General features: G+C 78.0%; 6 protein-coding genes. 2 read left to right on the top strand and 4 right to left on the bottom strand.

Going from position 1 to position 26,278, the window contains the following annotated elements; all coding sequences use genetic code 11:
* Positions 1 to 22: 22 nt before the first annotated feature.
* Together AMIR_RS16425 and AMIR_RS16430 are read left to right on the top strand one after the other, a co-directional pair.
* Complete coding sequence (locus AMIR_RS16425; RefSeq protein WP_041836801.1) at positions 23 to 1,183, top strand: Gfo/Idh/MocA family protein; 1,161 nt, start codon at positions 23 to 25, stop codon at positions 1,181 to 1,183.
* Positions 1,183 to 1,977 (top strand): HAD-IA family hydrolase, encoded by a 795-nt coding sequence (locus tag AMIR_RS16430; RefSeq protein ID WP_015802083.1) that lies wholly within the window; start codon positions 1,183 to 1,185, stop codon positions 1,975 to 1,977. Before AMIR_RS16425 ends, AMIR_RS16430 begins: the two co-directional genes overlap by 1 nt.
* Positions 1,978 to 2,023: 46 nt before the next feature.
* Here AMIR_RS16430 and mhpA read toward each other — a convergent pair whose 3' ends face one another.
* Genes mhpA through AMIR_RS16450 form a run of 4 tightly spaced genes read right to left on the bottom strand, consistent with a single transcriptional unit; the run spans position 2,024 to position 26,243 of the window.
* Positions 2,024 to 3,595 carry a bifunctional 3-(3-hydroxy-phenyl)propionate/3-hydroxycinnamic acid hydroxylase MhpA gene (gene mhpA, locus AMIR_RS16435; RefSeq protein ID WP_015802084.1) on the bottom strand — a complete coding sequence of 524 codons (1,572 nt, stop codon included), beginning with the start codon at positions 3,593 to 3,595 and terminating at the stop codon, positions 2,024 to 2,026.
* Between the two features lie 4 nt (positions 3,596 to 3,599).
* The gene (locus AMIR_RS16440) at positions 3,600 to 4,388 is read right to left on the bottom strand and encodes an arylamine N-acetyltransferase family protein (RefSeq protein ID WP_205590473.1); all 789 of its coding nucleotides are present in this window, start codon (positions 4,386 to 4,388) and stop codon (positions 3,600 to 3,602) included.
* Complete coding sequence (locus tag AMIR_RS16445; protein ID WP_425358878.1) at positions 4,385 to 16,012, bottom strand: SDR family NAD(P)-dependent oxidoreductase; 11,628 nt, start codon at positions 16,010 to 16,012, stop codon at positions 4,385 to 4,387. The genes AMIR_RS16440 and AMIR_RS16445 overlap by 4 nt, the downstream gene beginning before the upstream one ends.
* Positions 16,013 to 16,016: 4 nt before the next feature.
* Positions 16,017 to 26,243 carry a type I polyketide synthase gene (locus AMIR_RS16450; RefSeq protein ID WP_015802087.1) on the bottom strand — a complete coding sequence of 3,409 codons (10,227 nt, stop codon included), beginning with the start codon at positions 26,241 to 26,243 and terminating at the stop codon, positions 16,017 to 16,019.
* Positions 26,244 to 26,278 lie beyond the last annotated feature (35 nt).

Raw genomic sequence — 26,278 nt, forward strand, 5'->3', positions numbered from 1 at the left:
CGCGGGGAGCGGGGGTGGTGGTGTGAGCGACGGGCCGAGGGCCGGGAGCGGTGGTCCGGTGCGGGTCGCGGTGGTCGGGCTCGGGTGGGTGGCGCGGGAGGTGTGGCTGCCCCGGTTGCTGGGCAGCCCCGCCTTCCGGGTCGTCGCCGTGGTCGAGCCGTCCGCGCAGGCCCGCGCCGCCGTGCCCGGCTCCCACGGGATCACCGCGCTGGAGCGGGTGGAGGACCTGCGCCGCGACGAGGTCGACCTGGCCGTGGTCGCCGTGCCGAACCACCTGCACGCGCCGGTCGCGTCCGGTCTGCTGCGGCGGGGCGTCCCGGTGTTCCTGGAGAAGCCGCTGTGCCTGGGGTCCGCCGAGGCCGCCGCGCTCACCGCCGCCGAGCAGGCCGGTGGCGCGGTGCTGCTGGGCGGGAGCGCCGCCCGGCACCGGGCCGACGTGCGGGCGCTGCGCCAGGTGGCCGCGTCGCTGGGCGCGCTGCGGCACGTCGACGTGTCCTGGGTGCGGTCCAAGGGCATCCCGGACCGGGGCGGCTGGTTCACCAACCGCACCCGCTCCGGCGGCGGCGCGCTGGTCGACCTCGGCTGGCACCTGCTCGACACCGCCCGCGTGCTGCTGCGCGGCGCCACCGGCGACCCGGAGGGCGCGGAGCTGGAGCACGTCACCGGCGCGGTGTCCGCGGACTTCGTCAACGACCACGCGTTCCGGGCCGCCTGGCGCGGCGACGGGGCGCCGGTGGACCCGGTGGTCGGCGACGTGGAGGACACCGCCAGGGGGTTCCTCGTCACCCGGTCGGGGATCTCGATCGGGGTGCGCGCGGCCTGGGCCTCGCACCAGGCGCTGGACACCACGGTCGTGCGCGTGGAGGGCAGCGGCGGCACGGCGGAGCTGCGCTGCACCTTCGGCTTCAGCCCGAACCGCGAGGGCCCGTCGCGGCTCCTGCTCACCACCGACGGCCGCACCACCCCGGTCGAGCTGCCCGCCGAGCCGGTGGGCGCCGAGTACGACGCCCAGCTCGCGAGCCTGCCCACCCGCCTGGCCGACCCCGCCGCGCGCGGCGAGGCGGCGTCCGGGGCGCGCTGGATCGCGGGCGCGATCGAACGGGTCTACCGCGCCGCCGACACCGTGCGGTGCGCCGAACGACGACACGCGCCGGTCGACCTCGTCCCGACGGGAGCCCCGTGATGACCACCGGACAGACCAACCCCCGAGTCGTGCGGGCCCGAGCCGGGGACGAGCGGGCCGCGACCGCGGTTCCGGCGCCCGCGGCCCCGCGCCCCCTCGCCCCGCCGACCCCCGCGCCCCACCGGCACGTCCCCGGCGCGACCTACGACCGGGCCGTGCTGTTCGACCTCGACGGGGTGCTGGTCAACAGCTTCGCCGTCATGCGGCAGGCGTTCGAGATCGCCTACGCCGAGGTCGTCGGCGACGGGCCCGCGCCGTTCGAGGAGTACAACCGGCACCTGGGGCGGTACTTCCCGGACATCATGCGGATCATGGACCTGCCGCTGGAGATGGAGGGTCCGTTCGTCCGCGAGAGCTACCGGCTCGCGGGTGAGGTGGAGGTGTTCGAGGGCGCGCCGGAGCTGCTGGCGGACCTGCGGCAGCACGGCTTCGGCACCGCCGTGGTCACCGGCAAGAGCGGGCCGCGCGCCCGGTCGCTGCTGACCACCCTCGGCATGGCGGGGCTGTTCGACCACATCATCGGCTCCGACGAGGTCGCGAACCCCAAGCCCGCGCCGGACATGCTCCTGCTGGCCACCGGCCTGCTCGACGTCCCGGCCGACCGGGTGGTGATGGTGGGCGACGCCCTGACGGACCTGGCCAGCGCCCGCGCCGCGGGCTACCCGGCGCTGGCCGCGCTGTGGGGCGAGACGGACGAGGCGGAGCTGCTGGCGGCGAACCCGGACGCGGTGGTCCGCAAGCCCTCGCAGGTGCTCGACTGGTGCCTGGCCCACCTCGCCGACGACCGGACGTGACGCGCGAGCAGGCCCCGGCGCGGCACGTGCCGGGGCCTGCGGGGCGTCACCCCAACCGCGCGCGCAGGTCCGCCACCAGCCCGGCCAACCCCGCCGCGTCCCCGGCCGCGCCGAACACGTAGAAGTCCGGTCGCAGCAGCACCGCCGCCGCGTCCAGCTCCTCCAGCCACGTCAGGTAGTTCCCGCTCACGTCGACCACGTCGTCCGGCCCGTCCGCCGCCGCCCCGGCGGGCACCAGGTGCGCGTAGCGCGCGCCCAGCCCGTCCAGCCGCGCCCGCACCTCCGGCCCCGCCACCAGCCCGCCCCTGGTGAGCAGCGCGAACCCGGTCCCCACCACGTCGTCGAACAGCCCGACCCGCCCGCCGCGCCCCACCCGCCACTGCGGGCCCACGGCCCCCGCGTGCGGCGCGAGGGCGCCGTCGCCGTCCCGGTGCAGCACCCCGTCCTCCAGGGGCTTGAGCACCGACCGGGCCGACGCGCCCGGTGTCAGCTCGCGCTCGCGCGCCGCCAGCATCGCCGCGTCCCGGTCCGCCGCAGCCGCCGGGTCGGCCACGCACACCACCCGCCCCAGGCCCACCGAGATCGTCACGGCGTGCCGCACGTGCTCGGCGCGCTCCAGCGTGTAGCTGTCCAGCAGCGCCGACCCGGCCTCGCCGCGCAGCACCAGGTCCAGCTTCCACGCCAGGTTCGCCGCGTCCCGGAACCCGGAGGTCATGCCCTGCCCGGCGAACGGCGGCATCAGGTGCGCGGCGTCCCCGGCCAGCAGCATCCGGCCCGCCCGCCACCGCCGCGCCCACCGCGCCTGGAACGTGTACACGGCCAGCCGGTCCAGCACCCCGTCGCCGCGCCCGACGCCGAACAGCGCCAGCAGCTCCCACGCCCTCTCCGGCGTGCCGAACCGCTCCGGGTCGTCGCCGGGCACCCGCATGAACTCGTACCGCCGGTGCCCTGGCCCCGCCGACACCGCGGTGCGCGGCCTGGCCGGGTCGCACACCTGGAGGTTGTTCGGCGTCACCGGGCGCCGGTCGTGCAGCCGCACGTCGCACACCAGCCAGTCGTGCGAGAAGTCCAGGTCGGTCACGTCGGTGCCGGTGCGGGCCCGCACCACGCTGTTCGCCCCGTCGCAGCCGACCGCGAACCGCGCCGTCAGCCTCACGCGCGCCCCGCCGGGGTCGGTGGCCACCACCCGCACGTGGTCGCCCCGGTCGGTCAGCCCGGTCACCTCCCAGCCGCGCCGCACCTGAACCCCCGGCAGCGCCTCGCCGCGCGCGATCAGCGCGTCCTCCAGCGCGGGCTGGTAGGCCGAGGTCGCCTCGGGCCAGCCGCAGTGCCCCTCCTCCCGCACGGTGAACGCGATCAGCGTCTCCCCGGACGCGGTGCGCCACTCGTAGTCGCCCGCGGGCTCCCCGAACTCGGCCAGCGCGGGCCCGAGCCCGGCCGAGGCCAGCACGCGGGTCGCCTCGCTGTCGAACCCGACCGCGCGCGGCAGCCGGAACGGCGTCGGCCAGCGCTCCAGCACCAGCACCCGCCAGCCGCGCTGCGCCAGCAGCACCGACAGCAGCTGCCCCACCGGCCCGTAGCCGACGACCACCACGTCGTGCTCGACCTCGCCCGCCACGCGCTCACCCCCCGATCATGATCGACTCGGTGACGCGGGCGAACTCGTCCTTCTTCACGAGCACCCGCGTCGTCTCCACCCCGTCCAGCACGGTGAAGTAGCGGCGGCCGATCAGCACGTGCTGCCCGTTCTCCGCCGCCCGACCCCGGAACGTGGTGCCCGCCAGCACCGAGTCCCGCGCGTAGTCGTCCAGCCCGTCCAACCGCACCGCCTCCCAGCCGTCCCGGTCCGCCCGCCCCGGCCGGAACCGGTACACCGCCTGCCACGCCCCGTCCCTGGGCCTGCGCTCCACCACGTGCGCGTCCCCGCGCTCCACGACCCGGTAGGCGCAGCCGTACTGCTCCTGCTCGACCGCCGACAGCTCCAGCGGCTCCAGGTAGGACGGGCCGACGAACCCCACGTCCACCAGCCAGGTCCGCCCGTCCAGGCGCACCAGGTTGAACGAGTGCTCCTCGTCCGGCCCGAACCGGTCGTCGGCCAGCCGGATCGCCGCCGCGACCATCAGCACCTCGTAGCCCAGCGCGGTGAGCAGGGCGTGGAAGAGCCGGTTGAGCTCGTAGCAGACCCCGCCGTTGCGGCCGGTCACCACGTGCGCGAACACACGGGGCAGCGGGATCTCCGCGAGCCCCCGGTTCGGCGGCAACCGGTCGGCCGCGCCGCCGTTGTCGTAGGGCACGGACATCAGGTGCCGCTTGTGCAGCGCCCGCAACGACTCCAGCGTCGGGCTCGGCACGCCGCCCTCCACGCCGATGCGCCGCAGGTACTCGGCCACGTCGATCATGCTGGTGCTCACCTCTCGTCGGTCGGGTCGGTGGACTGCCCTGCGCCTGATCGCCCTGCGCTCGACTGCCCTGCGCCTGAATGCCCTGCGCCCGGCTGCCCTGCGCCCGATTGCCCTGAGCCCGATTGCTCGGCGGCCAGCCGCTCGCGCAGCGCCTCGGCGGCGATCGCGGGCGTCGGCTGGTCGAACAGCAGCGCGGCGGGCAGGCGCAGCCCGGTGGCGGCGTTCAGCCGGTTCCGCAGCTGCACGGCCGTCATGGAGTCGAAGCCGATCTCGAAGAACGCGTCGTCCGGGCCCACCGCGCCCTTCTCGCCGTGCCCGAGCACGGCGGCGGCCAGGTCGCGGACCAGCTCGGTGAGCACGGCCTCCTGCTCGTCGCCCGACAGCCCGGCCAGGCGCGCCCGCAACCCGGCCGGGGGCGCGGCCTGCCCGGCGGCGGGGGAGAGCGAGCGCCGCGCGACGGGGACGAGCGCGCGCAGCAGCGCGGGCACCGCCTCGTCGCGCGCGGAGGCGCGCAGCGCCGCCAGGTCCAGCGGCAGCGGCACGACCAGCGCCGGGCCGCCCGTGGTGACCGCGCCCGCGTCGAACAGCGCCATGCCCTCGGCGGCGGTCAGCGGCACCAGCCCGCCCCGGCGGGTGCGGGCGAGCCGGTCACCGGCCAGGTCGCCGGTCAGCTCGCTGGCGCCTGCCCACAGGCCCCACGCCAGCGACACGCCCGCCCGGCCCTCGGCCCGGCGTCGGCGCACCAGCGCGTCCGCGAAGGTGTTGGCCGCCGCGTACGCCGCCTGCCCGGCCGTGCCGAGCACCCCGGACGCCGAGGAGTAGACCGCGAACACCGCGGGCCCGTCCCCTACCAGCTCGTCCAGGTTGGCCAGCGCGTCGACCTTCGGGGCCAGCACGGCGGACAGCCGCTCCGGGGTCAGGTCGGTCACCGGGGCGTCGTCGAGCGCGCCCGCCGCGTGCACGACGGCGGTGAGCGGGCGCCCGGCGGGGATCGACGCGAGCAGCGCGGCGAGCGCGTCCCGGTCGGCCGCGTCGCACGCCTCCACCCGCACGTCCGCGCCCAGCCCGCGCAGCTCCTCGGCCAGCTCCGCCGCGCCGGGGGCGTCCGGCCCCCGGCGGCCGGTGAGCAGCAGGCGCCGCACGCCGTGCGCGGTCACCAGGTGCCGGGCGGCGAGCGCGCCCAGGGCGCCGGTGCCGCCGGTGATCAGGGCCGTGCCGTCCGGGTCCAGCGCCACCGGCCTGCCGGGGACGGCCCGCGCCAGCCTCGGCGCGTGCGCCCGCCCGCCGCGCAGGACCACCTCCGGGAACGCCGACCCGGCCGCCAGGGCGAGCGTCGCCGGGGACCGGTCGTCCGCGTCGACCAGCGCGAACCGGTCCGGGTGCTCCGAGCGGGCCGAGCGCGCCAGGCCCCACACGGCGGCCTGCGCCGGGTCGCGGGGCGCGGTGTCGCGCACGTCCTCGGCCCCGGTCGTGACCAGCACCAGCCGCTCACCGCCCAGGTCCCCGCGGGTCGCCCAGTCCCGCACCAGCTCCAGCGCCGCGCTGGTCAGCGCGTGCGCGCGGGCCACGGCGTCGTCGCCGCCCAGCCAGGCGCCCACGTCCACCAGCAGCGCCCCCGGCCGGTCCGGGTCGGCCGCGTAGGCGTCCACGTCCGGGTGCCGCTCGGAGCCCAGCACGGCCCACCGGTCCGCCGCCTCGACCGCCACCTCGGCCCACTCCAGCACCCGCAGCGCGTCACCGCCGACGCCCGGCGCGCCCAGCTGCTCGGGGCTGACCGCGCGCATCCCGAGCGCGCCCACCCCGGCCACCGGCACCCCGCTCGGGTCGGTGATCGCCACGGTCAGCGCGGGCGCGCCAGGGCCGCCCACCGCGCGGGCCCGCACCCGCACCGACGTCGCACCGGTGGCGTGCAACCGCACGTCGTCCCAGCTGAACGGCAGCATCGTGGCCCGCTCGCCGTCCTGCGCGGGGAAGCAGAAGTTCCCGGCGTGCAGGGCGGCGTCCAGCAGCGCCGGGTGGATGCCGAACCGGCCCGCCACCTGCTCCTGCGCCCGCGGCACGGCCACCTCGGCGACCACGTCGTCCCCGTCGCGCCAGGCCGCGCGCAGCCCCCGGAACGCGGGCCCGTACCCGTAACCGGCCCCTGCCATGGCCTCGTAGAACCCGTCCAGCGCGATCGGCTCCGCGCCCGCGGGCGGCCACGGGGCGGCCGGGACGTCGGCGGGCAGCGAGGACTTCGCCGACAGCGTGCCGCTCGCGTGCTCGGTCCACGGCGCGGCGTCGTCGGCGCGGGAGTAGGCGCGCACCTCGCGGCGCGCCCCGTCCTCGGCGCCCACGACCACCTGGAGCCGCAGCTCCCCGTCCTCGGGCAGCACCACCGGCCTGCCGATCACCAGCTCCTCCAGGGTGGGCGTCCCGGTCTCGTCGCCGGCCCGCACCGCCAGCTCGGCCAGCGCCGCGCCGGGCAGCAGCACCGCGCCCGCGACGGCGTGGTCGAGCAGCCACGGGTGGGTGGCCGCGGAGATCCGGCCGGACAGGATCACCCCGCCCGTGCCCGGATCGCTCACCACCACCGGGGCCAGCGGGTGCCCGCCCTGCGGCACCGGCCGCGCGTCGGGCAGCGCCCGCGAGAGCCAGAACGTCTCGTGCCGGAACGCGAACGTCGGCAGCGCGACCCGCCTCGCGCCGGGGAACACCGCCGCCGGGTCCACGGCCACCCCGCGCGCCAGCAGCTCGGCCAGGCCCGCCACCACCCGCTCCGCGCCGCCGTCCGCGCGGCGCAGGGTGCCCACGGCGACGGTGCGCAGCGCCGGGTTCGCCTCGGCGGCCTCCTGCACGGCCGGGGTGAGCACGGGGTGCGTGGAGACCTCGACGAAGGCCCGGTGCCCGGCGTCGAGCAGGGTGGTGATCCCGTCGGCGAAGTGGACGGTGCGGCGGAGGTTGTGGAACCAGTAGTCGGCGTCGTCGTCGCCGGGGGTGATCCACTCGCCGGTCACCGTCGACAGCCACGGGATCTCGCCGGGCCGCGGGGTGACGTCGGCGAGCATCCGGGCGAGCTGGTCGCGGATGGCGTCCACGTGCCCGGTGTGGCTGGCGTAGTCGACGGGGATCACGCGGGTGCGGGCCTCGCCCTCCAGCGCGTCCCGCAGCTCCGCCAGGGCGTCGGCGTCCCCGGCGACCACGGTCGCGGTGGGGCCGTTGTGGGCGGCCACCCACAACCGGCCCTGGTGGCCGGTCAGGTCGATGTCCTCGGCGGGCAGGGCGACGGACATCATGCCGCCGAGCCCGGTCAGGTGCTCGTCGATCAGCTGGCTGCGCAGCGCGACGATCTTCGCGCCGTCCTGGAGGCTGAGCCAGCCCGCGACGGTCGCGGCGGCGATCTCGCCCTGCGAGTGCCCGATCACCGCGTCCGGGTGGACGCCGAGCGAGCGCCACAGCGCGGCCAGCGACACCATGATCGCCCAGCTGGTGGGCTGCACGACGTCCACGTCGTCCAGCGCGCCACCCGAGGTGATCACCTCGATCAGGTCCCAGTCGGTGTACGGGCGCAGGGCCGCCGCGCACTCGCGCAGGCGTTCGGCGAACACCGGCGAGGCGTCCAGGAGTTCCCGGCCCATGCCCGCCCACTGCGCGCCCTGGCCGGGGAAGACGAAGGCGGTCCGGCCGTCCACGTCGGCGGTCCCGGTGACCACGTGCGGGTCGGGGCGTCCGGCGGCCAGCGCGGAGGCGGCGGCGAGCCCGCGCGCGGTGTCCCGCGCCACGACCACGGCCCGCTGCTCCAGCGCGGCCCGCGTGGTGGCCAGCGACCAGCCCACGTCGGAGGCCCGCCACTCGGCGGGCACGGCGTCCACCAGCCGGGCGGCCTGGTCCGCCAGCGCCTCGGGGGAGCGGGCGGACAGCAGCCACGGCGTGGCCCCGGTCAGCGGCGGAACGGACTCCGGCCCTGGCGCGGACTCCCGCGCGGGTTCCGCCTCCCGCGCGGGTTCCGGCTCGGGGGCCTGCTCCAGGACCACGTGCGCGTTGGTGCCGCTCACCCCGAACGAGGACACCCCGATCCGGCGCGGACGCCCGGTCTCCGGCCACTCCCGCGCCCGCGCCAGCAGCTCCACCGCCCCCGAGGACCAGTCGACCTGCGGGGTCGGGGTGCTGGCGTGCAGGGAGCGGGGCAGCACGCCCCGGCCCAGCGCCAGCACGGACTTGATCACGCTCGCGACGCCCGCCGCCGCCTGCGCGTGCCCGATGTTCGACTTGAGCGACCCCAGCCATAGCGGCTGCTCGCGGTCCTGCCCGTAGGTCGCCAGCACGGCCTGCGCCTCGATCGGGTCACCGAGGGTGGTGCCGGTGCCGTGCGCCTCCACCGCGTCCACCGCGTCCGGGGTGATCCCCGCGTCGGCCAGCGCAGCCCGGATCACCCGCTCCTGCGACGGGCCGTTCGGCGCGGTCAGGCCGTTGGACGCCCCGTCCTGGTTGACCGCCGACCCGCGCAGCACCGCCAGCACCTCGTGCCCGCGCGCCCGCGCCACCGACAACCGCTCCAGCAGCACCAGTCCCGCGCCCTCGGCCCACGTCGTGCCGTCCGCCTCCGCGCCGAACGACTTGCACCGCCCGTCCGGGGCGAGCCCGCGCTGCCGGGAGAACTCCACGAACGCCGCGGGCTCGCCCATCACCGCGACCCCGCCCGCCAGGGCCATCGAGCACTCGCCCGAGCGCAGCGACCGCACCGCCAGGTGGATCGCCACCAGCGACGAGGAGCACGCGGTGTCGATCGTCAGCGCGGGCCCGGTGAGGCCGAGCGTGTAGGAGACGCGGCCGGACACCACGCTCGTCGCGCCGCCCACGCCCAGGTAGCCCTCCAGGCCCTCGGGCACCGGGCCGGGGCCGCTGCCGTAGTTCTGCGCGCCCGCCCCGGCGAACACGCCGACGTCCGCGCCGCGCAACGAGGTCGGGTCGATCCCGGCCCGCTCGACGGTCTCCCAGGCCACCTCCAGCAGCAGCCGCTGCTGCGGGTCCATGGCGAGCGCCTCGCGGGGGGAGATGCCGAAGAACGCGGCGTCGAACCCGCCCGCGCCCGCCAGGAACCCGCCCTCGCGCACGTAGGACTTGCCGACCGCGTCGGGGTCGTCGTCGAACAGCGACGCCAGGTCCCAGCCCCGGTCGTCCGGGAACGGGCCGATGGCGTCGACGCCGCCGTCGAGCAGCCGCCACAGGTCCTCCGGGGAGGACACGCCGCCGGGCAGGCGGCAGCCCATGGCGACGACCGCGATCGGGTCGTCGTCCCGCGCGGCCGTCACGACCGGGGTGGCCGGGGCGGGCGCGGGGGCGACGCCCAGCGCGTCGAGCAGGTGGGCCGCCGCGTCCAGCGGGGTCGGGTGGTCGAACACGGTGGTGGCGGGCAGTGCCAGGCCGGTGGCGGCGGAGAGGCGGTTGCGCAGCTCCACGGCCGTCAGCGAGTCGAAGCCCAGGTCCCGGAACGCCCGGCCCGGCGACACGGCGTCCGGGGTCGCGAAGCCCAGCACGGCGGCGGCCTGCTCCCGCACCAGCTCCACGAGCAGCCGCTGCCTGCCGGGGCCGTCGAGCGCGGCGAGCCTGCCCGCGAGGCCGTCGTCGGTGGTGGCCGCGACGGCGGTGCGGCGGGTGGGGCGGGCCAGGCCGCGCAGCAGCGCGGGCGGCTGCGCGCCGTCGGCGGTGAGCGCGGCGGGGTCGAGCCTGATCGGGGCCAGGAGCGGGCGGCCCGACGCGACGGCCGCGTCGAACAGCGCCATGCCCTCGGTGGTGGACAGCGGCGCGACGGCTCCCCGGCGGGCCCGCCCGCCCGGCCCGGCCGGTCCGCCCGCCAGGCCGCCCGTCATGCCGCCGTCCTGCGCCCACAGGCCCCAGGCCAGCGAGGTCGCGGGCAGGCCCGCCGCGCGCCGGACGTGGGCGAGGCCGTCGAGCCAGGCGTTCGCGGCGGCGTAGTTGGTCTGGCCCGCGCCGCCGAGCACGCCGGAGGCCGAGGAGTACACCGCGAACAGGGCCGGGTCGCCGGTCAGCTCGTGCAGGTTCGCGACGGCGTCGACCTTGGGGCGGAACACCGCGTCCAGGCGCTCGGGGGTCTGCGCGGCGAGCACGCCGTCGTCGAGCACGCCCGCCGTGTGCACGACGGCGGTGAGCGGGTGCGCGGCGGGGATCGTGGCGAGCAGCGCGGCGAGCGCGTCCCGGTCGGCGACGTCGCACGCCGCGACCCGCACGTCCGCGCCCAGCCCGCGCAGCCCGTCGGTCAGCTCCGCCGCGCCGGGGGCCTGCTCGCCGCGTCGGGAGGCGAGCAGCAGGTGGCGGGCTCCGTGCGCGGTGACCAGGTGCCGGGCCGCGACCGCGCCGAGCGAGCCGGTGCCGCCGGTGACCAGCACCGTGCCGTCCGGGTCGGGGCGGCGGGGGAGGGTCAGCACGATCTTGCCCACGTGCCCGGCCCGGCTCATCCAGCCGAACGCCTCCGGCGCGCGGGTGATCTCCCAGGCCGCGGTGGGCAGCGGGTGGATGCGGCCCGCCTCGAACAGCGCGACCAGCTCGGCCAGCAGCTCCGCGACGCGCTCGGCGGGCGCCTCGCCGCCCAGGTCGAACGGGCGGTAGGCGACGCCGGGGTGCGCCTTCGCGACCTCGTCGGCGTCGCGCAGGTCGGTCTTGCCCATCTCCAGGAACCGGCCGCCCGCGCGCAGCAGCCCCAGCGAGGCGTCCACGTGCTCGCCGGTGAGCGAGTTCAGCACCACGTCCACCGGGCCGAACAGGTCGGCGTAGGCGGTGTCGCGGCTGGAGGACAGGTGGGACTCGGGGACGCCCAGGCGGGTCACGGCCGCGTGCTTGGCCGGGTGCGCGGTGCCCAGCACCCGAGCGCCGAACGCCCGCGCGAGCTGCACGGCGGCCATGCCGACCCCGCCCGCCGCCGCGTGCACCAGCACGGTCTCGCCCGCGGTGAGCCCGCCGAGGTCGCGCAGCCCGTAGAGGGCGGTCAGGAACGCGATGGGCACGCCGGCGCCGGTGGTGAACGACCAGCCGTCCGGCATCCGGGTCACCATGCGGTGGTCGGCGACGGCCAGCGGGCCGAACGCGCCGGGGAACAGGCCCATCACCCGGTCGCCCACGGCCAGGCCGCCCGAGCCGGTGTCGCCGGGGCCGGTGTCGCCGGCGTCGGTGTCGTCGGGGCCGGGGCCGACCTCCACGACCACACCCGCGCCCTCCGCGCCGATCACCGCGCGACCGGGGTACATCCCCAGCGCGACCAGCACGTCGCGGAAGTTCAGGCCCGCCGCGCGGACCGCGATCCGCACCTCGCCGGGGGCGAGCGGGGCCGTGCCGGAGTCGTCCGGGAGCAGGGCGAGGGAGTCCAGCGTGCCGGGGCGGTCGGAGCCCAGCCGCCACGACGTCGCGGTCGGCGCCGGGAGGGCGCGGCGGGCGCGGACCAGCCTGGGCACGTGCGCGGTCCCGCCGCGCAGCGCCACCTGCGGCTCGGGCGAGGTGAGCACCGGGTCGGCCCCCGGCTCGACGTCGACCAGCCGGACCCGGTCGGGCTGCTCGACCTGCGCGGCCCGCACCAGCCCCCACACGGCGGTGGACGCGGGGTCGGTGACCTCGCCGTCGACGCGCACGGCGACCGCGCCTGAGGTGACCACGACGACCGGCCGGTCGTCGTCGGCGTGCCGCTGCAGCTCGGCGAGGACGTGGGCGGTCAGCGCGCGGGCGCGGGCGGGGCCGTCGTCGGGGGCGTCGACGCTCCGGGTGTCCACGACCACCACGGCCGTGGTGGTCCCGCCCGCGGGGGTGGTCCCGTCCGCGGGCAGCGGGTGCTCGGTCCACTCCACCGCCCACAGCGCGTCCGGGACCTCGGCGGACGGGGTGTCGGCTGCGGCGCGGAAGGTCAGGGCGGCCACGTCCGCGACCGGCTGACCGGCACCGTCGAGCAGGCGCACGGTCACGCCGTCGTCGCCGGTGGCGCGGGCGTGCACCCGCGCGGTCGTCGCGCCGCCCGCGTGCAGCCGCACGCCGGTCCAGGCGAACGGCAGCAGCCCGGCCCGCCGCTCGGTCCCGGTGGGCAGGCAGAAGTGCGCGGTGTGCAGCGCGGCGTCGAGCAGGGCCGGGTGGATGCCGAACCCGGTCGCGTCACCGGGCAGCGCCACCTCCGCCCACGCCTCGCCCTCGCCGCGCCACGCCGAGGTCAGGCCCCGGAACAGCGGGCCGTAGGCGTAGCCGCCCTCCGCGAGGGTGTCGTAGAAGCCCCGCGTGTCCACGGGTTCGGCGTTCTCCGGCGGCCACGGGCCCGCGTCGGCGGTCGGCGCGGCCTCCGGCGCGGTCAGCGCGCCCGCCGCGTGCTCGACCCAGTCCACCGCCCCGTCCGCGCGGGAGTACACGCGCACCGACCGGCGCCCGCCCTCGTCCGGGCCGACGACGACCTGCACGCTCAGCGCGCCGCCGTCCGGCAGCGGCATCGGGCGGCCGATCACCAGCTCCTCCAGCACGGGCGTGCCGGTCTCGTCGCCCGCCCGCACCGCCAGCTCCACCAGCGCCGCGCCCGGCACCAGCGCCGTGCCGGAGACGACGTGCTCGGCCAGCCACGGCTGCGCCGCCACCGACAACCGACCGCTCAGCTGCACCCCGCCGCTCTCCGGCAGCGCGACGACCGCGCCCAGCAGCGGGTGCCCGGCCTCGCGCAGGCCGACCGCGCCCACGTCGGCGGCGGTGGAGCGGCGCACCAGCCAGTGGTCCTCGTGCTGGAACGCGTAGGTGGGCAGCGGGACGCGCCGCGCGTCCGCGCCCGTGAACAGCGAACCCCAGTCGACCGTCGCGCCACGCACGTGCAGGCCCGCGACCCCGGCGAGCACGGCCCACGCCTCGGGCACGTCGGCGCGCAGCGTCGCCGCGAACACCGCGTCCGGCAGGCAGTCCGCGCCCGCCGCCGTGAGCACGCCCTCCGGGCCCAGCTCCAGGAACGTGCGCGCGCCCGCGTCCCCCAGCGCCCGCACGGCGTCCAGGAACCGGACGGCGCCGCGCGCGTGCCGCACCCAGTAGTCGGGGGAGCGCAGCTCGTCGGGGGTGACGGGGCGGCCGGTGAGGGTGGAGACGATCGGGATCGTGGGGGCTGCGTAGGCGAGCTCCTCGGCCACGGCGCGGAAGGCGGCCAGCGCCGGGTCCACGCGGTGCGAGTGGAAGGCGTGCGAGACGGCGAGCCTCTTGGTGCGCCTGCCCCGCTGTGACAGCCTCGCGGCGACGGCGGTGACGGCCTCCTCGTCGCCGGAGAGCACCACCGAGGTCGGGCCGTTGACGGCGGCCAGCGACACCCCGTCCCCGAGCAGCGGCACGACCTCGTCCTCGGCCGCCTCCACCGCCACCATCGCGCCGCCCTCGGGCAGCTCCTGCATCAGCCCGCCCCTGGCGCGCACCAGCGCGGCGGCGTCGGCGAGGGAGAGCACCCCGGCCACGTGCGCGGCGGCGATCTCGCCGACCGAGTGCCCGGCCAGCGCCGCCGGGCGCACGCCCCACGACTGGACCAGCCGGAACAGCGCGACCTCCAGCGCGAACAGGGCGGGCTGGGTGAACGCGGTCCGGTCGAGCAGCGCGGCGGCGGGCGTGCCGGGGTCGGCCAGCGCCACCTCGGCGAGCCCGATCGCGCCGCCGTCGCCGGTGGGCAGCTCGCCCACGGCGGCGCACGCGGCGTCGAACGCCCGCGCGAACACCGGGAACCGCTCCCGCAGCTCGCGCCCCGCACCGGCCCGCTGACTGCCCTGCCCGGTGAACAGCACCGCCACCCGGCCGGGCGCCGCCTCGCCGACGACCACCGACCGGTCCGCGCGGCCCGAGGCGAGCGCGTCCAACCCCGCCAGGGCCTCGTCGAGCGAGGCGGCGGGCACGACGGCCCGGTGCTCCAGCACCGAGCGGGTCGTGGCCAGCGACCAGGCCACGTCCACCGGGCGGGCCGCCGGGTGCGCGGCGAGGTGCGCGCGCAACCGGGCCGCCTGGGCGGCCAGCGCGGCGGCGGTCCGCCCGGACAGCGCCCACGGCACGACCCCGCCGGTCGCGACCGGGCCGGGGGCGACGCCGGTCCCGTCCTCGACGGCCGACGCGGCGGGTTCGGCGGTGGCGGGGCCAGCGGCGGGGGCGGCCTGCCCGGTCACCGCCGCGATCCCGGCGTCCTGCCCGCCCGCCGACCTGGGCGCGGGCCGCCCCGCCGCCGCGACCCCGGCGGCGGCCTCCTCGGGCGCCTGCTCCACGATCACGTGCGCGTTCGTGCCGCTCACCCCGAACGACGACACCGCGCCCCGCCGCGCCCGCCCGGTCTCCGGCCACTCCCGCTCGCGCGCCAGCAGCTCCACCGCCCCCGCCGCCCAGTCCACGTTCGAGCTCGGCTCGTCGGCGTGCAGCGTGCGCGGCATCAGGCCGTGCCGGATCGCCTGCACCACCTTGATCACGCCCGCCACCCCCGACGCCGACTGGGCGTGCCCGAGGTTCGACTTCACCGACCCCAGCCACAGCGGCCGGTCCTGCGGCCTGCCCCGGCCGTAGGTGTTGAGCAGCGCCCGCGCCTCGATCGGGTCGCCCAGCCTGGTGCCGGTGCCGTGCGCCTCCAGCAGGTCCACGTCGGCCAGGCCGAGACCGGCGTCGGCCAGGGCCGCCGCGATCACCCGCTCCTGGGACGGGCCGTTCGGCGCGGTCAGGCCGTTGGACGCCCCGTCCTGGTTCACCGCCGAGCCGGGGATCACCGCCAGCACCTCGTGCCCGTCGCGCCGCGCGTCCGAGAGCCGCTCCAGCAGCAGCACGCCGACGCCCTCGGCCCACGACGTGCCGTCCGCGCCGTCGCCGAACGACTTGCACCGCCCGTCCGGGGCGAGCCCGCGCTGCCGCGAGAACTCCACGAACGCGGTCGGCTGCCCCATCACGGTCACCCCGCCCGCGAGCGCCATCGAGCACTCCCGCGAGCGCAGCGACCGCACCGCCAGGTGGATCGCCACCAGCGACGACGAGCACGCCGTGTCCACGGTGACGGCCGGGCCGGTCAGGCCCAGGGTGTAGGAGACCCGCCCGGAGATCACCGACGACGAGGCGTTGACGCCCAGGAACCCCTCCAGGCCCTCCGGGGCGTCACCCGGTCCGCCGCCGTAGCCCTGCGGGTTGCCGCCCGCGAACACCGCGACGTCCCGGCCCTCCAGCGAGCGCGGGTCGAGCCCGGCCCGCTCCACGGCCTCCCACGCCACCTCCAGCAGCAGCCGCTGCTGCGGGTCCATGGCCAGGGCCTCGCGCGGGGAGATGCCGAAGAACGGCGCGTCGAACCCGCCCGCCCGCGCCAGGAACCCGCCCTCCCGCACGTACGAGGAGCCCGCCGCGTCGGGGTCGTCGTCGAACAGCGACCCCAGGTCCCAGCCCCGGTCGGTCGGGAACGGCCCGATGGCGTCCCGGCCCTCGCGCACCAGCTCCCACAGCGACTCCGGGTCGGTGACGCCGCCGGGCAGCCGGCACGCCATCGACACGATCGCCACCGGCTCACCGGCCTCGGCGACCAGCCGCTCGTTCTCCCGCCGCAGCCGCTCGTTGTCCACCAGCGTGGTCCGCAGGGCCTGGACGACGCTCTCCGGCGAGGTGCCCGCGCTCATGCTCTCTCCGCTCCGCATCAAAGCCTCAGTCGTTCCCGGCGGTGGTGCCGCGCATCGCCCTGCGGACCAGACCGTCCAGGTCCAGCTCCGCCAGGTCCGCCAGGTCGTCCCGCTCCGCTGTCGCCGCGCCGCCCGCCGGTGGCGCGGCGGGCACGAGGTCCACGAGCGCGCCGAGCACGCCCAGCTCCTCGAACCGGGCCAGCGGCACCGACGCCAGCACCCGCCGGATCGCGTCCTCCCGGTGCGCCACCTGCGCCGCCGTCACCCCGTCCCCCCGCTGGGGGACCAGCTCGGCGCGCAGCACGCGCGCCAGAGCCAGGGGTTTCGGGTGGTCGAACACCACGGTCGGCGGCAGCCGCAGCCCGGTGGCCGCGCCCAGCCGGTTCCGCAGCTCCACGGCGGTCACCGAGTCGAACCCGGCGTCCTTGAACGCCCGGTCCGCCGCGACCGCGCCAGGGTCGGCGAACCCCAGCACCGCCGCCGCCTGCGCCCGCACCAGGTCCGCGAGCAGCTCGTCCTGCCCGGCCGCGTCCAGCCCGGTCAGCCGGGCCGCCAGCGCGCCCCGCGCGTCCACCGCCGCCGCGGCGGGCTCGTCCGGTTCGGCCAGCAGCGCCACCACCTCCGGCAGCCCGCGCAGCAGCGGGCGCTCCCGCGCCAGGGCGTAGCCGGGGGCGAACCGGGCCCAGTCGACGTCGGCCACCACGCTCGCGGCCCGCCCGGAGCCGACCGCCAGCGCCATGCCGCGCAGCGCCGCCTCCGGGTCCATCGTGCGGATGCCCAGCCGGGCCCACCGCTCCGCGTCCCCGTCGCCGATCATGCCGAGGCCGCCGCCCCAGCCGCCCCACGCCACCGAGGTGGCCACGAGCCCGCGCGCCCGCCTGCGGGCGGCCAGCCCGTCCAGGAACGCGTTGGCCGCCGCGTACGGGGCCTGCCCGCCGCTGCCCCACACGGCCGCGCCGGAGGAGAACAGCACGAACGCGTCCAGCGCCCGGTCGGCGAGCACCTCGTCCAGCACCCGCGCGCCCTCGACCTTGCCGGCCGCGACGTCCGCGTACCGCCCGGCGGTCAGCTCCACCACCGGCGTCGGGGCCAGTCCCGCGCCCGCCGCGTGCACCACGGCGGTCAGCGGCCCGTCCCGCTCGACGTCGGCGAGCACGGCGGCCACCGCGTCCCGGTCGGCCACGTCCAGGGCCACCACGCTGCACCGCGCGCCCAGCGCCTCCACCTCGGCGGCCAGCCCGGCCGCGCCGGGGGCGGCGGGGCCGGAGCGGCTGGCGAGCACGACGTGCCCGGCCCCGGAGCGGGCGAGCCAGCGGGCCACGTGCGTGCCGAGGCCGCCGGTGCCGCCGGTGACCAGCACCGCGCCGCGCGGCGTCCACTCCGGCGCGTCGGCCCCGTCGCGGACCAGGCGGCGGGCCAGCAGGCGGCCGTCGCGCACCGCGAGCTGGTCCTCGCCGCCGGGGGCGGTCAGCGCGGCGGCGAACGCGTCGAGGTCGGCGTCGGTGGGCTGCCGCGGCAGGTCGACCAGTCCGCCGAACGCCTCCGGCAGGTCCAGGGCCAGCACCCCGCCCAACCCCCACACGGCGGCCTGGTCGGGGTCGGCGTCCTCGCCCGCGACGCTCACCGCGCCCCCGGTCGCGCACCACAGCGGCCCGGTGGCACCCCGGTCGGCCAGGGCCTGCACCAGCGCGGCCGTGGCCGAACCGGGCGCGCCCGGCTCGTCGGCCCCCGCGTCCCAGGACAGCAGCGACACCACGGCGTCGGGGCGGTCGGGCAGCGCCTTCGCCAGCCCGTCGCGGGTGGCGTCGACCGCCGCCACGACGGTCACGTCCACACCCCGCGCGACCAGCCCGCCCGCGACCGCCCGCGCCCGCTCGTCGTTCGCGGGCACCACCACGGCCACCCGGCCGGGCAGCGCCGCTCCGCCGGGCGACCCTGGCCCGCCTGGCAGTGCCGCTCCGCCGGGCGACCCGGACCCGCCTGGCGTCCCCTGACCGCCGGAGAGCCCTGCCCCGCCGGACGACCTCGGCCCGCCGGACAGCGCCTGCCCGCTGGACAGCGCCTGCCCGCTGGACAGCGCCTGCCCGCTGGACAGCGCCTGCCCGCTGGACAGCGCCTGCCCGCTGGACAGCGCCTGCCCGCCGGACAGCGCCTGCCCGCCGGGCAGCCCAGACCCGCTCGTGGGGACCGGGACCCAGTCGACCCGGTAGCGCCAGCCGTCGAGCGCGCTCCTTGCCCGGCTGCGCCGCCGCCAGGAGGTCAGGGCGGGCAGCACCCGCGCCAGCTCGTCCTCGTCCACGGCCAGCTCCCCGGCCAGGTCCGCCGCGTCACCGCCCTCGATCACCGCCCACAGCGCGTCGTCACCACCGCCCGGCGCGGCGGCCGGGCGCGCGGGTTCCGGCCAGTAGCGCTCGTGCTGGAACGCGTACGTCGGCAGCGGCGCCCGCCCCGCCTCGGGCAGCACCCGCGTCCAGTCCACGTCCACGCCGCGCACGTGCAGCTCGGCCAGGCCGGTCAGGACCCGGTCCCAGCCGCCGTCGTCGCGGCGCAGCGTGCCGGTCACGGCGACCCGCGCGTCCCCGGCCGCCTCGGCGCTCTCCTGCACCGCCGCCGCCAGCACGGGGTGCGAGGAGACCTCCACGAACACCCGGTGCCCGGCGTCGAGCAGGGTGGTGATCCCGTCGGCGAAGTGGACGGTGCGGCGGAGGTTGTGGAACCAGTAGTCGGCGTCGTCGTCGCCGGGGGTGATCCACTCGCCGGTCACCGTGGACAGCCACGGGATCTCGCCGGGCCGCGGGGTGACGTCGGCGAGCATCCGGGCGAGCTGGTCGCGGATGGCGTCGACGTGCCCGGTGTGGCTGGCGTAGTCCACGGGGATCACCCGCGTGCGGACCGCCTCGCCGAAGCCGCGCCGCAGCTCCTCCAGTGCCCCGGTGTCCCCGGCGACCACGGTCGCGCTCGGCCCGTTGACCGTCGCGACCCACAACCGGCCCTCGTAACCGCTCAGGTCGATGTCCTCGGCGGGCAGGGCGACGGACATCATGCCGCCCAGCCCGGTCAGCTCCTCGTCGATCAGCTGGCTGCGCAGCGCGACGATCTTCGCGCCGTCCTGGAGGCTGAGCCAGCCCGCGACGGTCGCGGCGGCGATCTCGCCCTGCGAGTGCCCGATCACCGCGTCCGGTTCGACGCCGAGCGAGCGCCACAGCGCCGCGAGGGACACCATCACCGCCCACGACGCGGGCTGCACGACGTCCACGTCCTCCAGCGCGCCACCCGAGGTGATCACCTCGACCAGGTCCCAGTCGGTGTACGGGCGCAGGGCCGCCGCGCACTCGCGCAGGCGTTCGGCGAACACCGGCGAGGCGTCCAGCAGCGCACGCCCCATGCCGACCCACTGCGCGCCCTGACCGGGGAACACGAACACCACGCGCCCCTCGACCCCGGTCCGCCCGGTGACGAGCGCGGGGGAGGGCCGCCCCTCGGCCAGCGCCCGCAACGCCTCCCCGGCGCGCGCCCGGTCGCCCACGACCACGGCCCGCTCCTCCAGGGCCGCCCGACCCAGCACCAGCGACCGGGCCACGGCCGCCGAGGACGACTCACCGCCCAGGTGCGCCACGAGCCGGTCGGCCTGCTCCCGCAGCGCCTCGGGCGTGCGGGCCGACAGCACCCACGGCAGCACCCCCGCCTCCGGCGCCGCCTCCACCGCCACCGGTTCGGGGGCCTGCTCCAGGATCACGTGCGCGTTCGTGCCGCTCACCCCGAACGACGACACCCCCGCCCGGCGCGGACGCCCGGTCTCCGGCCACTCCCGCGCCCGCGTCAGCAGCTCCACCGCGCCCGCGCCCCAGTCCACGGCCGTGGTCGGCTCGGTGACGTGCAGGGTGCGCGGCAGCACGCCGTGCCGCATCGCCTGGATCATCTTGATCACGCTGCCGATGCCCGCCGCCGCCTGGGTGTGCCCGAGGTTGGACTTGAGCGTGCCCAGCCACAGCGGCTGCTCGCGGTCCTGCCCGTAGGTGGCGAGCACGGCCTGCGCCTCGATCGGGTCACCGAGGGTGGTGCCGGTGCCGTGCGCCTCCACCGCGTCCACGTCCGCGTGCCCGAGCCCCGCCGCGTCGAGCGCCGCGCGGATCACCCGCTGCTGCGACGGCCCGTTGGGCGCGGTGAGCCCGTTGGACGCCCCGTCCTGGTTCACCGCCGACCCGCGCACCACGGCCAGCACCTGGTGCCCGTTGCGCCGCGCGTCCGACAGCCGCTCCAGCAGCACCAGCCCGACGCCCTCGCTGAACCCGGTGCCGTCCGCGCCCTCCGAGAACGACTTGCACCGCCCGTCCGGGGCCAGCCCGCGCTGCCGCGAGAAGCTCACGAACCCGCCCGGCGTCGACATCACCGTCACCCCGCCGACCAGCGCCATCGAGCACTCGCCCGCCCGCAGCGCCCGCGCGCCCAGGTGGATCGCCACCAGCGACGACGAGCAGGCCGTGTCGATGGTCAGCGCCGGGCCGGTCAGGCCCAGCGCGTAGGCGACGCGGCCGGACACCACGCTGCCCGACGTGCCGGTGCTGCGGTAGGTCTCCGCGCCCTCGGGCAGCTCGCCCGCCGCCTCGCCGTAGTCGTGGTAGATCACGCCCGCGAACACCCCGGTGTCGGTGCCGTGCGCCGAGCGCGGGTTGATGCCCGCCTGCTCGAACGTCTCCCACGCCACCTCCAGCAGCAGCCGCTGCTGCGGGTCCATGGCCAGCGCCTCGCGCGGGGAGATGCCGAAGAACGGCGCGTCGAACCCGGTCGCCCCGTCGAGGAACCCGCCTTCCCGCACGTACGAGGTGCCCGCGTGGTCGGGGTCCTGGTCGAACAGCGCCGCCAGGTCCCAGCCCCGGTCGTCCGGGAACGGGCCGATGCCGTCGCGCTCCTCGGCGACCAGCCGCCACAGCCCGTCCGCGTCGGCGACCCCGCCGGGGAACCGGCAGGCCATGCCGACCACGGCGATCGGGTCGTCGTCGGCCACCACCTCCCGCCGCGCGGGGGCCTGAGCCGTCTCCGCGCCGAACAGCAGCTCCCGCAGGTGCTCGGCGACCCGCGCGGACGTCGGGTGGTCGAACACCACCGTCGCGGGCAGCGCGAGACCCGTGGCCGCGCCGAGCCGGTTGCGCAGCTCCACGGCCGTGAGCGAGTCGAACCCGACCTCCCGGAACGGCTGGTCCTGCCCGATGCCGTCCGGGCCGCCGTGCCCGAGGACGGCGGCGGCCTCGGCGCGCACCAGCTCCACCAGCGCCCGCCGCCGCTCCGCCGCGTCCACCCCGGCCAGTCGCGCCACCAGCGGCAGCGCGGCCTGCCGGGCCGCGCCCGCCGCGCGCCGGGCGCGGCGGACCAGGCCGCGCAGCAGCGGCGGAGCCGGGTCGGCCCCCCGGCGCAGCGCGGCGGTGTCCAGGTGGATCGGCACGAGCAGCGCGTCGTCCGCGCCGAGCGCGGCGTCGAGCAGCGCCAGGCCGCGCGCCGCGTCCAGGCCGAGCACCCCGCCCCGGCGGGTGCGGGCCACGTCGGCGGCGTCCATGGTCGCGGTCAGCTCGCTGGTGTCCGACCACAGGCCCCACGCCAGCGACACGCCCGGCAGGCCCCGCGCGCGGCGGCGCTGCACGAGCGCGTCGGCGACCGCGTTGGCCGCCGCGTAGTTCGCCTGGCCGGGGGTGCCGAGGGTGCCGGTCGCGGAGGAGAACACCACCAGCGGCACGTCCCCGAGCAGGTCGTCCAGGTGGGCGACCGCGTCGACCTTGGGCCGCAGCACGGCGTCGAACCGGTCGGCGGTCAGGTCGGTGAGCAGGCCGTCGTCCACCGCGCCCGCCGCGTGCACCACGGCGGCGGGGCGCACGCGCCCCAGCAGGGCGGCGAGCGCCACCCGGTCGGCCACGTCGCACGCCGACAGCTCGACCTCGGCGCCCAGCCCGCGCAGCTCGTCCAGGAGTTCTCGAGCGCCGGACGCGTCCGGGCCGCGCCTGCTCACCAGGTGCAGGTTCCGCGCGCCGTGCGCGGTGACCAGGTGCCGGGCCACGAGCGCGCCGAGCGTGCCGGTGCCGCCGGTGACCAGCACCGGCCCGTCGACCGGCAGCGCGCCGGGCGCGGCCTCGGCCCTGGCGAGCCGGGGCGCGAACCCCGCGCCCGCCCGGACGGCCAGCTGCGGCTCCGGCGAGGCCAGCGCGCCCGGCGCCGCGCCCGGCTCGTCGACGTCCAGCAGCCACACCCGGTCCGGGTGCTCCGACTGCGCCGAGCGCGCCAGACCCCACACCGCCGCGGCAGCGGGGTCGGTGACCTCGGCGTCCGCGCGCACCGGCACCGCGCCGCTGGTGACCAGCACCAGCCGGGTCCCGGCCAGCGCGTCCTCGCGCAGCCACGCCACCAGCAGCTCCAGCGCCCGCACCACGAACGCCCGCGCCGCCCCCGGCACGTCCCGCCCCGGCTCCCGCCACGCGGTGGTGTCCACGACGACCACCGCGGGCCGGTCGCCCTCGGGCAGCGCCGCCACGGCCGCCGGGTCGGCGAACACCGGCAGGGCGGCGAACCCGGCGTGCCCGGACGGCCCGCCCAGCAGCACCCAGCCGGGCGCCGCGGGCGCGGGCGGCTGCTCGACCCACCGCACCCGCCACAACGCGTCCGCCGTGACGTCCGGGGCCTGCGCGTCGGCGGGGTCGGCGTCGCGCAGCACGAGCGCGTCGACCGTCACGACCGGGTCCCCGTCCGCGTCGCGCAGCTCCACGACGAGGCCGTCGTCGCCGGTGGCGCGGGCGTGCACCCGCACCGCCGTCGCGCCGGTGGCGTGCAGCCGCACGCCCGTCCACGCGAACGGCAGCAGCGTGCGCGACCCCGGCCCGCCGGGCAGGCAGAACGTGCCCACGTGCAGCGCCGCGTCCAGCAGCGCCGGGTGCGCGCCGAACCCGCCCGCCTCACCGGGCAGCACCACCTCGGCCCACGCCTGCCCGTCCCCGGCCCACGCGGCGGTGAGGCCCTGGAACAGCGGCCCGTACTCGTAGCCCGCGCCCGCGAGGCGGTCGTAGAAGTCGTCCACGTCCACGGCCGCCGCGCCCTCGGGCGGCCACGCGCCGCTCGCGCGGGCGGGCGGGGCCGCGTCGTCGGGGGCGAGGGAGCCGGTGGCGTGCTCGGTCCAGCGGGCCGTCTCGCTCGCCGCGTCCTCGGCGCGCGACCAGATCCGCACCGCCCGCGCCCCGTCGTCCGCCGCACCCGCGACGTCCACCTGCACGTGCAGGAAACCCCGCTCCGGCACCGGCATCGGCCGGGTGATCACCAGCTCGCGCAGCACGGGCGCGTCCACCTCGTCGCCCGCGCGCAGCGCCAGCTCCACCAGGGCCGTGCCGGGCACCAGCGCGGTCCCGTTCACCACGTGCTCGGCCAGCCACGGGTGCGTCGCCCGCGACAACCGCCCGCTCAGCAGCACCCCGCCGGTGCCGGGCAGCTGGGCGACGGCGGCCAGCAGCGGGTGCGCCGCGTCGGCCAGGCCCGCGCCCGTGACGTCACCGGCCGCCGCGCCCCGGTCCAGCCAGTAGCGCTCGTGCTGGAACGCGTAGGTCGGCAGCGGGACGCGGCGCGCGCCCGTGCCGGCGAACACGGCCTTCCAGTCGACGTGGACGCCGCGCACGTGCAGGGTGGCGAGGCTGGTGAGGAGGCGGTCGGGGCCGCCGTCGTCGCGGCGGAGGGTGCCGGTGACGGCGGTGGGTCCGGTTCCTTCGAGCGTGGCCTCGATGGCGGTGGTGAGCACGGGGTGGCTGGAGACTTCCACGAACACCCGGTGGCCCTGCTCGGCGAGGGTGGTGATGGCGGTGTGGAAGCCCACCGCGCCGCGCAGGTTGCGGAACCAGTAGTCGGCGTCGGCGTCCTCACCGATGGTCCACTGGCCGGTGACCGTGGACAGCCACGGCACCTCACCCGCGCGCGGTGTCACCCCGGACAGTGCCTCGGCGAGCCGTTCGCGGATGGTGTCGACGTGCCCGGTGTGGCTGGCGTAGTCGACGGGGATGATCCGGGCCCGGACCTCGGTGGCCTCGTAGTGGGCGTGGAGCTCGCGCAGCGCGTCGACGTCACCGGCCACCACGGTCGAGGTGGGGCCGTTGTGCGCGGCGATCCACAGGCGGTCGGGGTAGCCGCTCAGGTCGACGTCGTCGGCGGGCAGGGCGACGGACATCATGCCGCCGAGCCCGGCCAGGTCCTGGGCGATCGCCTTGCTGCGCAACGCGACCACGGCTGCGGCGTCGGGCAGGCTGAGCGCCCCGCTGACCGCCGCCGCCGCGATCTCGCCCTGCGAGTGCCCGACAACGGCGTCCGGTTCCACGCCCAGCGACCGCCACAGCGCTGCCAGCGACACCATCACCGCCCACGACGCGGGCTGCACCACGTCCACCCGCTCCAGCGACCCGCGCTCGCGCAGCACCTCGACCAGGTCGAAGTCCACGAACGGTTCCAGCGCCTCCGCGCACTCGCGCAACCGCTCCGCGAACACCGGCGACGCGTCGATCAGCTCCGCGCCCATGCCGATCCACTGCGCCCCCTGGCCGGGGAACACGAACACCGCCTTGCCGCTCACGTCCGCCTCGCCGGTCGTGACCAGCGCGGACGGCAAGCCCTCGGCCAGCGCCGCCAGCCCGTCCGAGCCGACCACCACCGCCCGGTGCTCCAGGTGCGCCCTGGTGGTGGCCAGCGAGAACCCGACGTCCTCCGCCCGCAGGTCGGCCGTCACGTGCCCGGCCAGCCGCCGCGCCTGGTCGGCGAGCGCGGCGGGCGTGCGCCCGGACAGCGTCCACGGCGTCGCGCCGCCCGCCGCCACCGGCCCGCGCCCACCCGGCTCCTCCGGCGCGGGCTCGTGCTCGGGTGCCTGCTCCAGGATCACGTGCGCGTTGGTGCCGCTCACGCCGAACGACGACACGCCCACCCGGCGCGGACGCCCGGTCTCCGGCCACGGCCGGGCCTCCGCCAGCACCTCCACCGCGCCCGAGGACCAGTCGACCTTGGTGGTGGGCGTGCCGACGTTGAGGGTGGGCGGCAGCACGCCGTGGCGCATCGCCTGCACCGCCTTGATCACCCCGGCCACGCCCGCCGCCGCCTGGGTGTGCCCGAGGTTGGACTTGACCGACCCCAGGTAGAGCGGCTGCGCCCCGTCCCGGTGCCGCCCGTAGGTGTTCAGCAGCGCCTGCGCCTCGATCGGGTCGCCGAGCACCGTGGCGGTGCCGTGCGCCTCCACCGCGTCGACGTCCGCGTACCCGAGCCCCGCCGCGTCGAGCGCCGCGCGGATCACCCGCTGCTGCGACGGCCCGTTGGGCGCGGTCAGCCCGTTGGACGCCCCGTCCTGGTTGATCGCCGACCCGCGCACCACCGCAAGCACCTCGTGCCCGTTGGCCCGCGCGTCCGACAGCCGCTCCAGCAGCAGCAGACCCACGCCCTCCGACCACGACGTGCCGTCCGCGCCGTCGCCGAACGACTTGCACCGCCCGTCGCGGGCCAGCCCGCGCTGCCGGGAGAACCCGACGAACCCACCCGGCGTCGCCATCACCATCACGCCGCCCGCGAGCGCCAGCGAGCACTCCCGCGCCCGCAGCGCGTGCCCGGCCCAGTGCATCGCGACCAGCGACGACGAGCAGCCGGTGTCCAGCGTGACGGCCGGACCCTCCAGACCCAGGGAGTACGAGATGCGCCCGGAGGCGATGCTGCCCGCCCCGCCGATGCCCAGGTAGCCCTCGAAGCCCTCCGGCACCCGGTCCACGGTCAGCGCGTAGTCCCCGTTGGCGACCCCGGTGAACACGCCCACGTCCTGCCCGGACAGCGAGGTCGGGTCGATGCCCGCCTGCTCGAAGGTCTCCCACGCGGTCTCCAGCAGCACCCGCTGCTGCGGGTCGGTGGCCAGCGCCTCGCGCGGGGAGATCCCGAAGAAGCCCGCGTCGAACAGGGCCGCGTCGTCCAGGAACCCGCCCTCGGTGACGTAGGAGCGGCCGGTGGCGTCGGGGTCCGGGTCGAACAGCGCGCCCAGGTCCCAGCCCCGGTCGTCCGGGAACGGGCCGATGCCGTCGCGGCCGGACGCCACCAGCTCCCACAGCTCGTCCGGGGTGCGCACGCCGCCGGGGAAGCGGCAGGCCATGCCGACGATCGCGATCGGCTCGTCCGCCCCGGACTCCGCCTCGCGCAGCCGCTCCCGCGTGCGGTGCAGGTCGGCGGTGACCCGCTTGAGGTAGCTGAGGAGCCTCTCGTCGTTCGCCATCTGTTCCTCGCCAGGGTCGTCGTTGTGGGGGCCGC

The sequence above is a fragment of the Actinosynnema mirum DSM 43827 genome (assembly GCF_000023245.1).
GTDB classification, from domain to species: Bacteria; Actinomycetota; Actinomycetes; order Mycobacteriales; family Pseudonocardiaceae; genus Actinosynnema; species Actinosynnema mirum.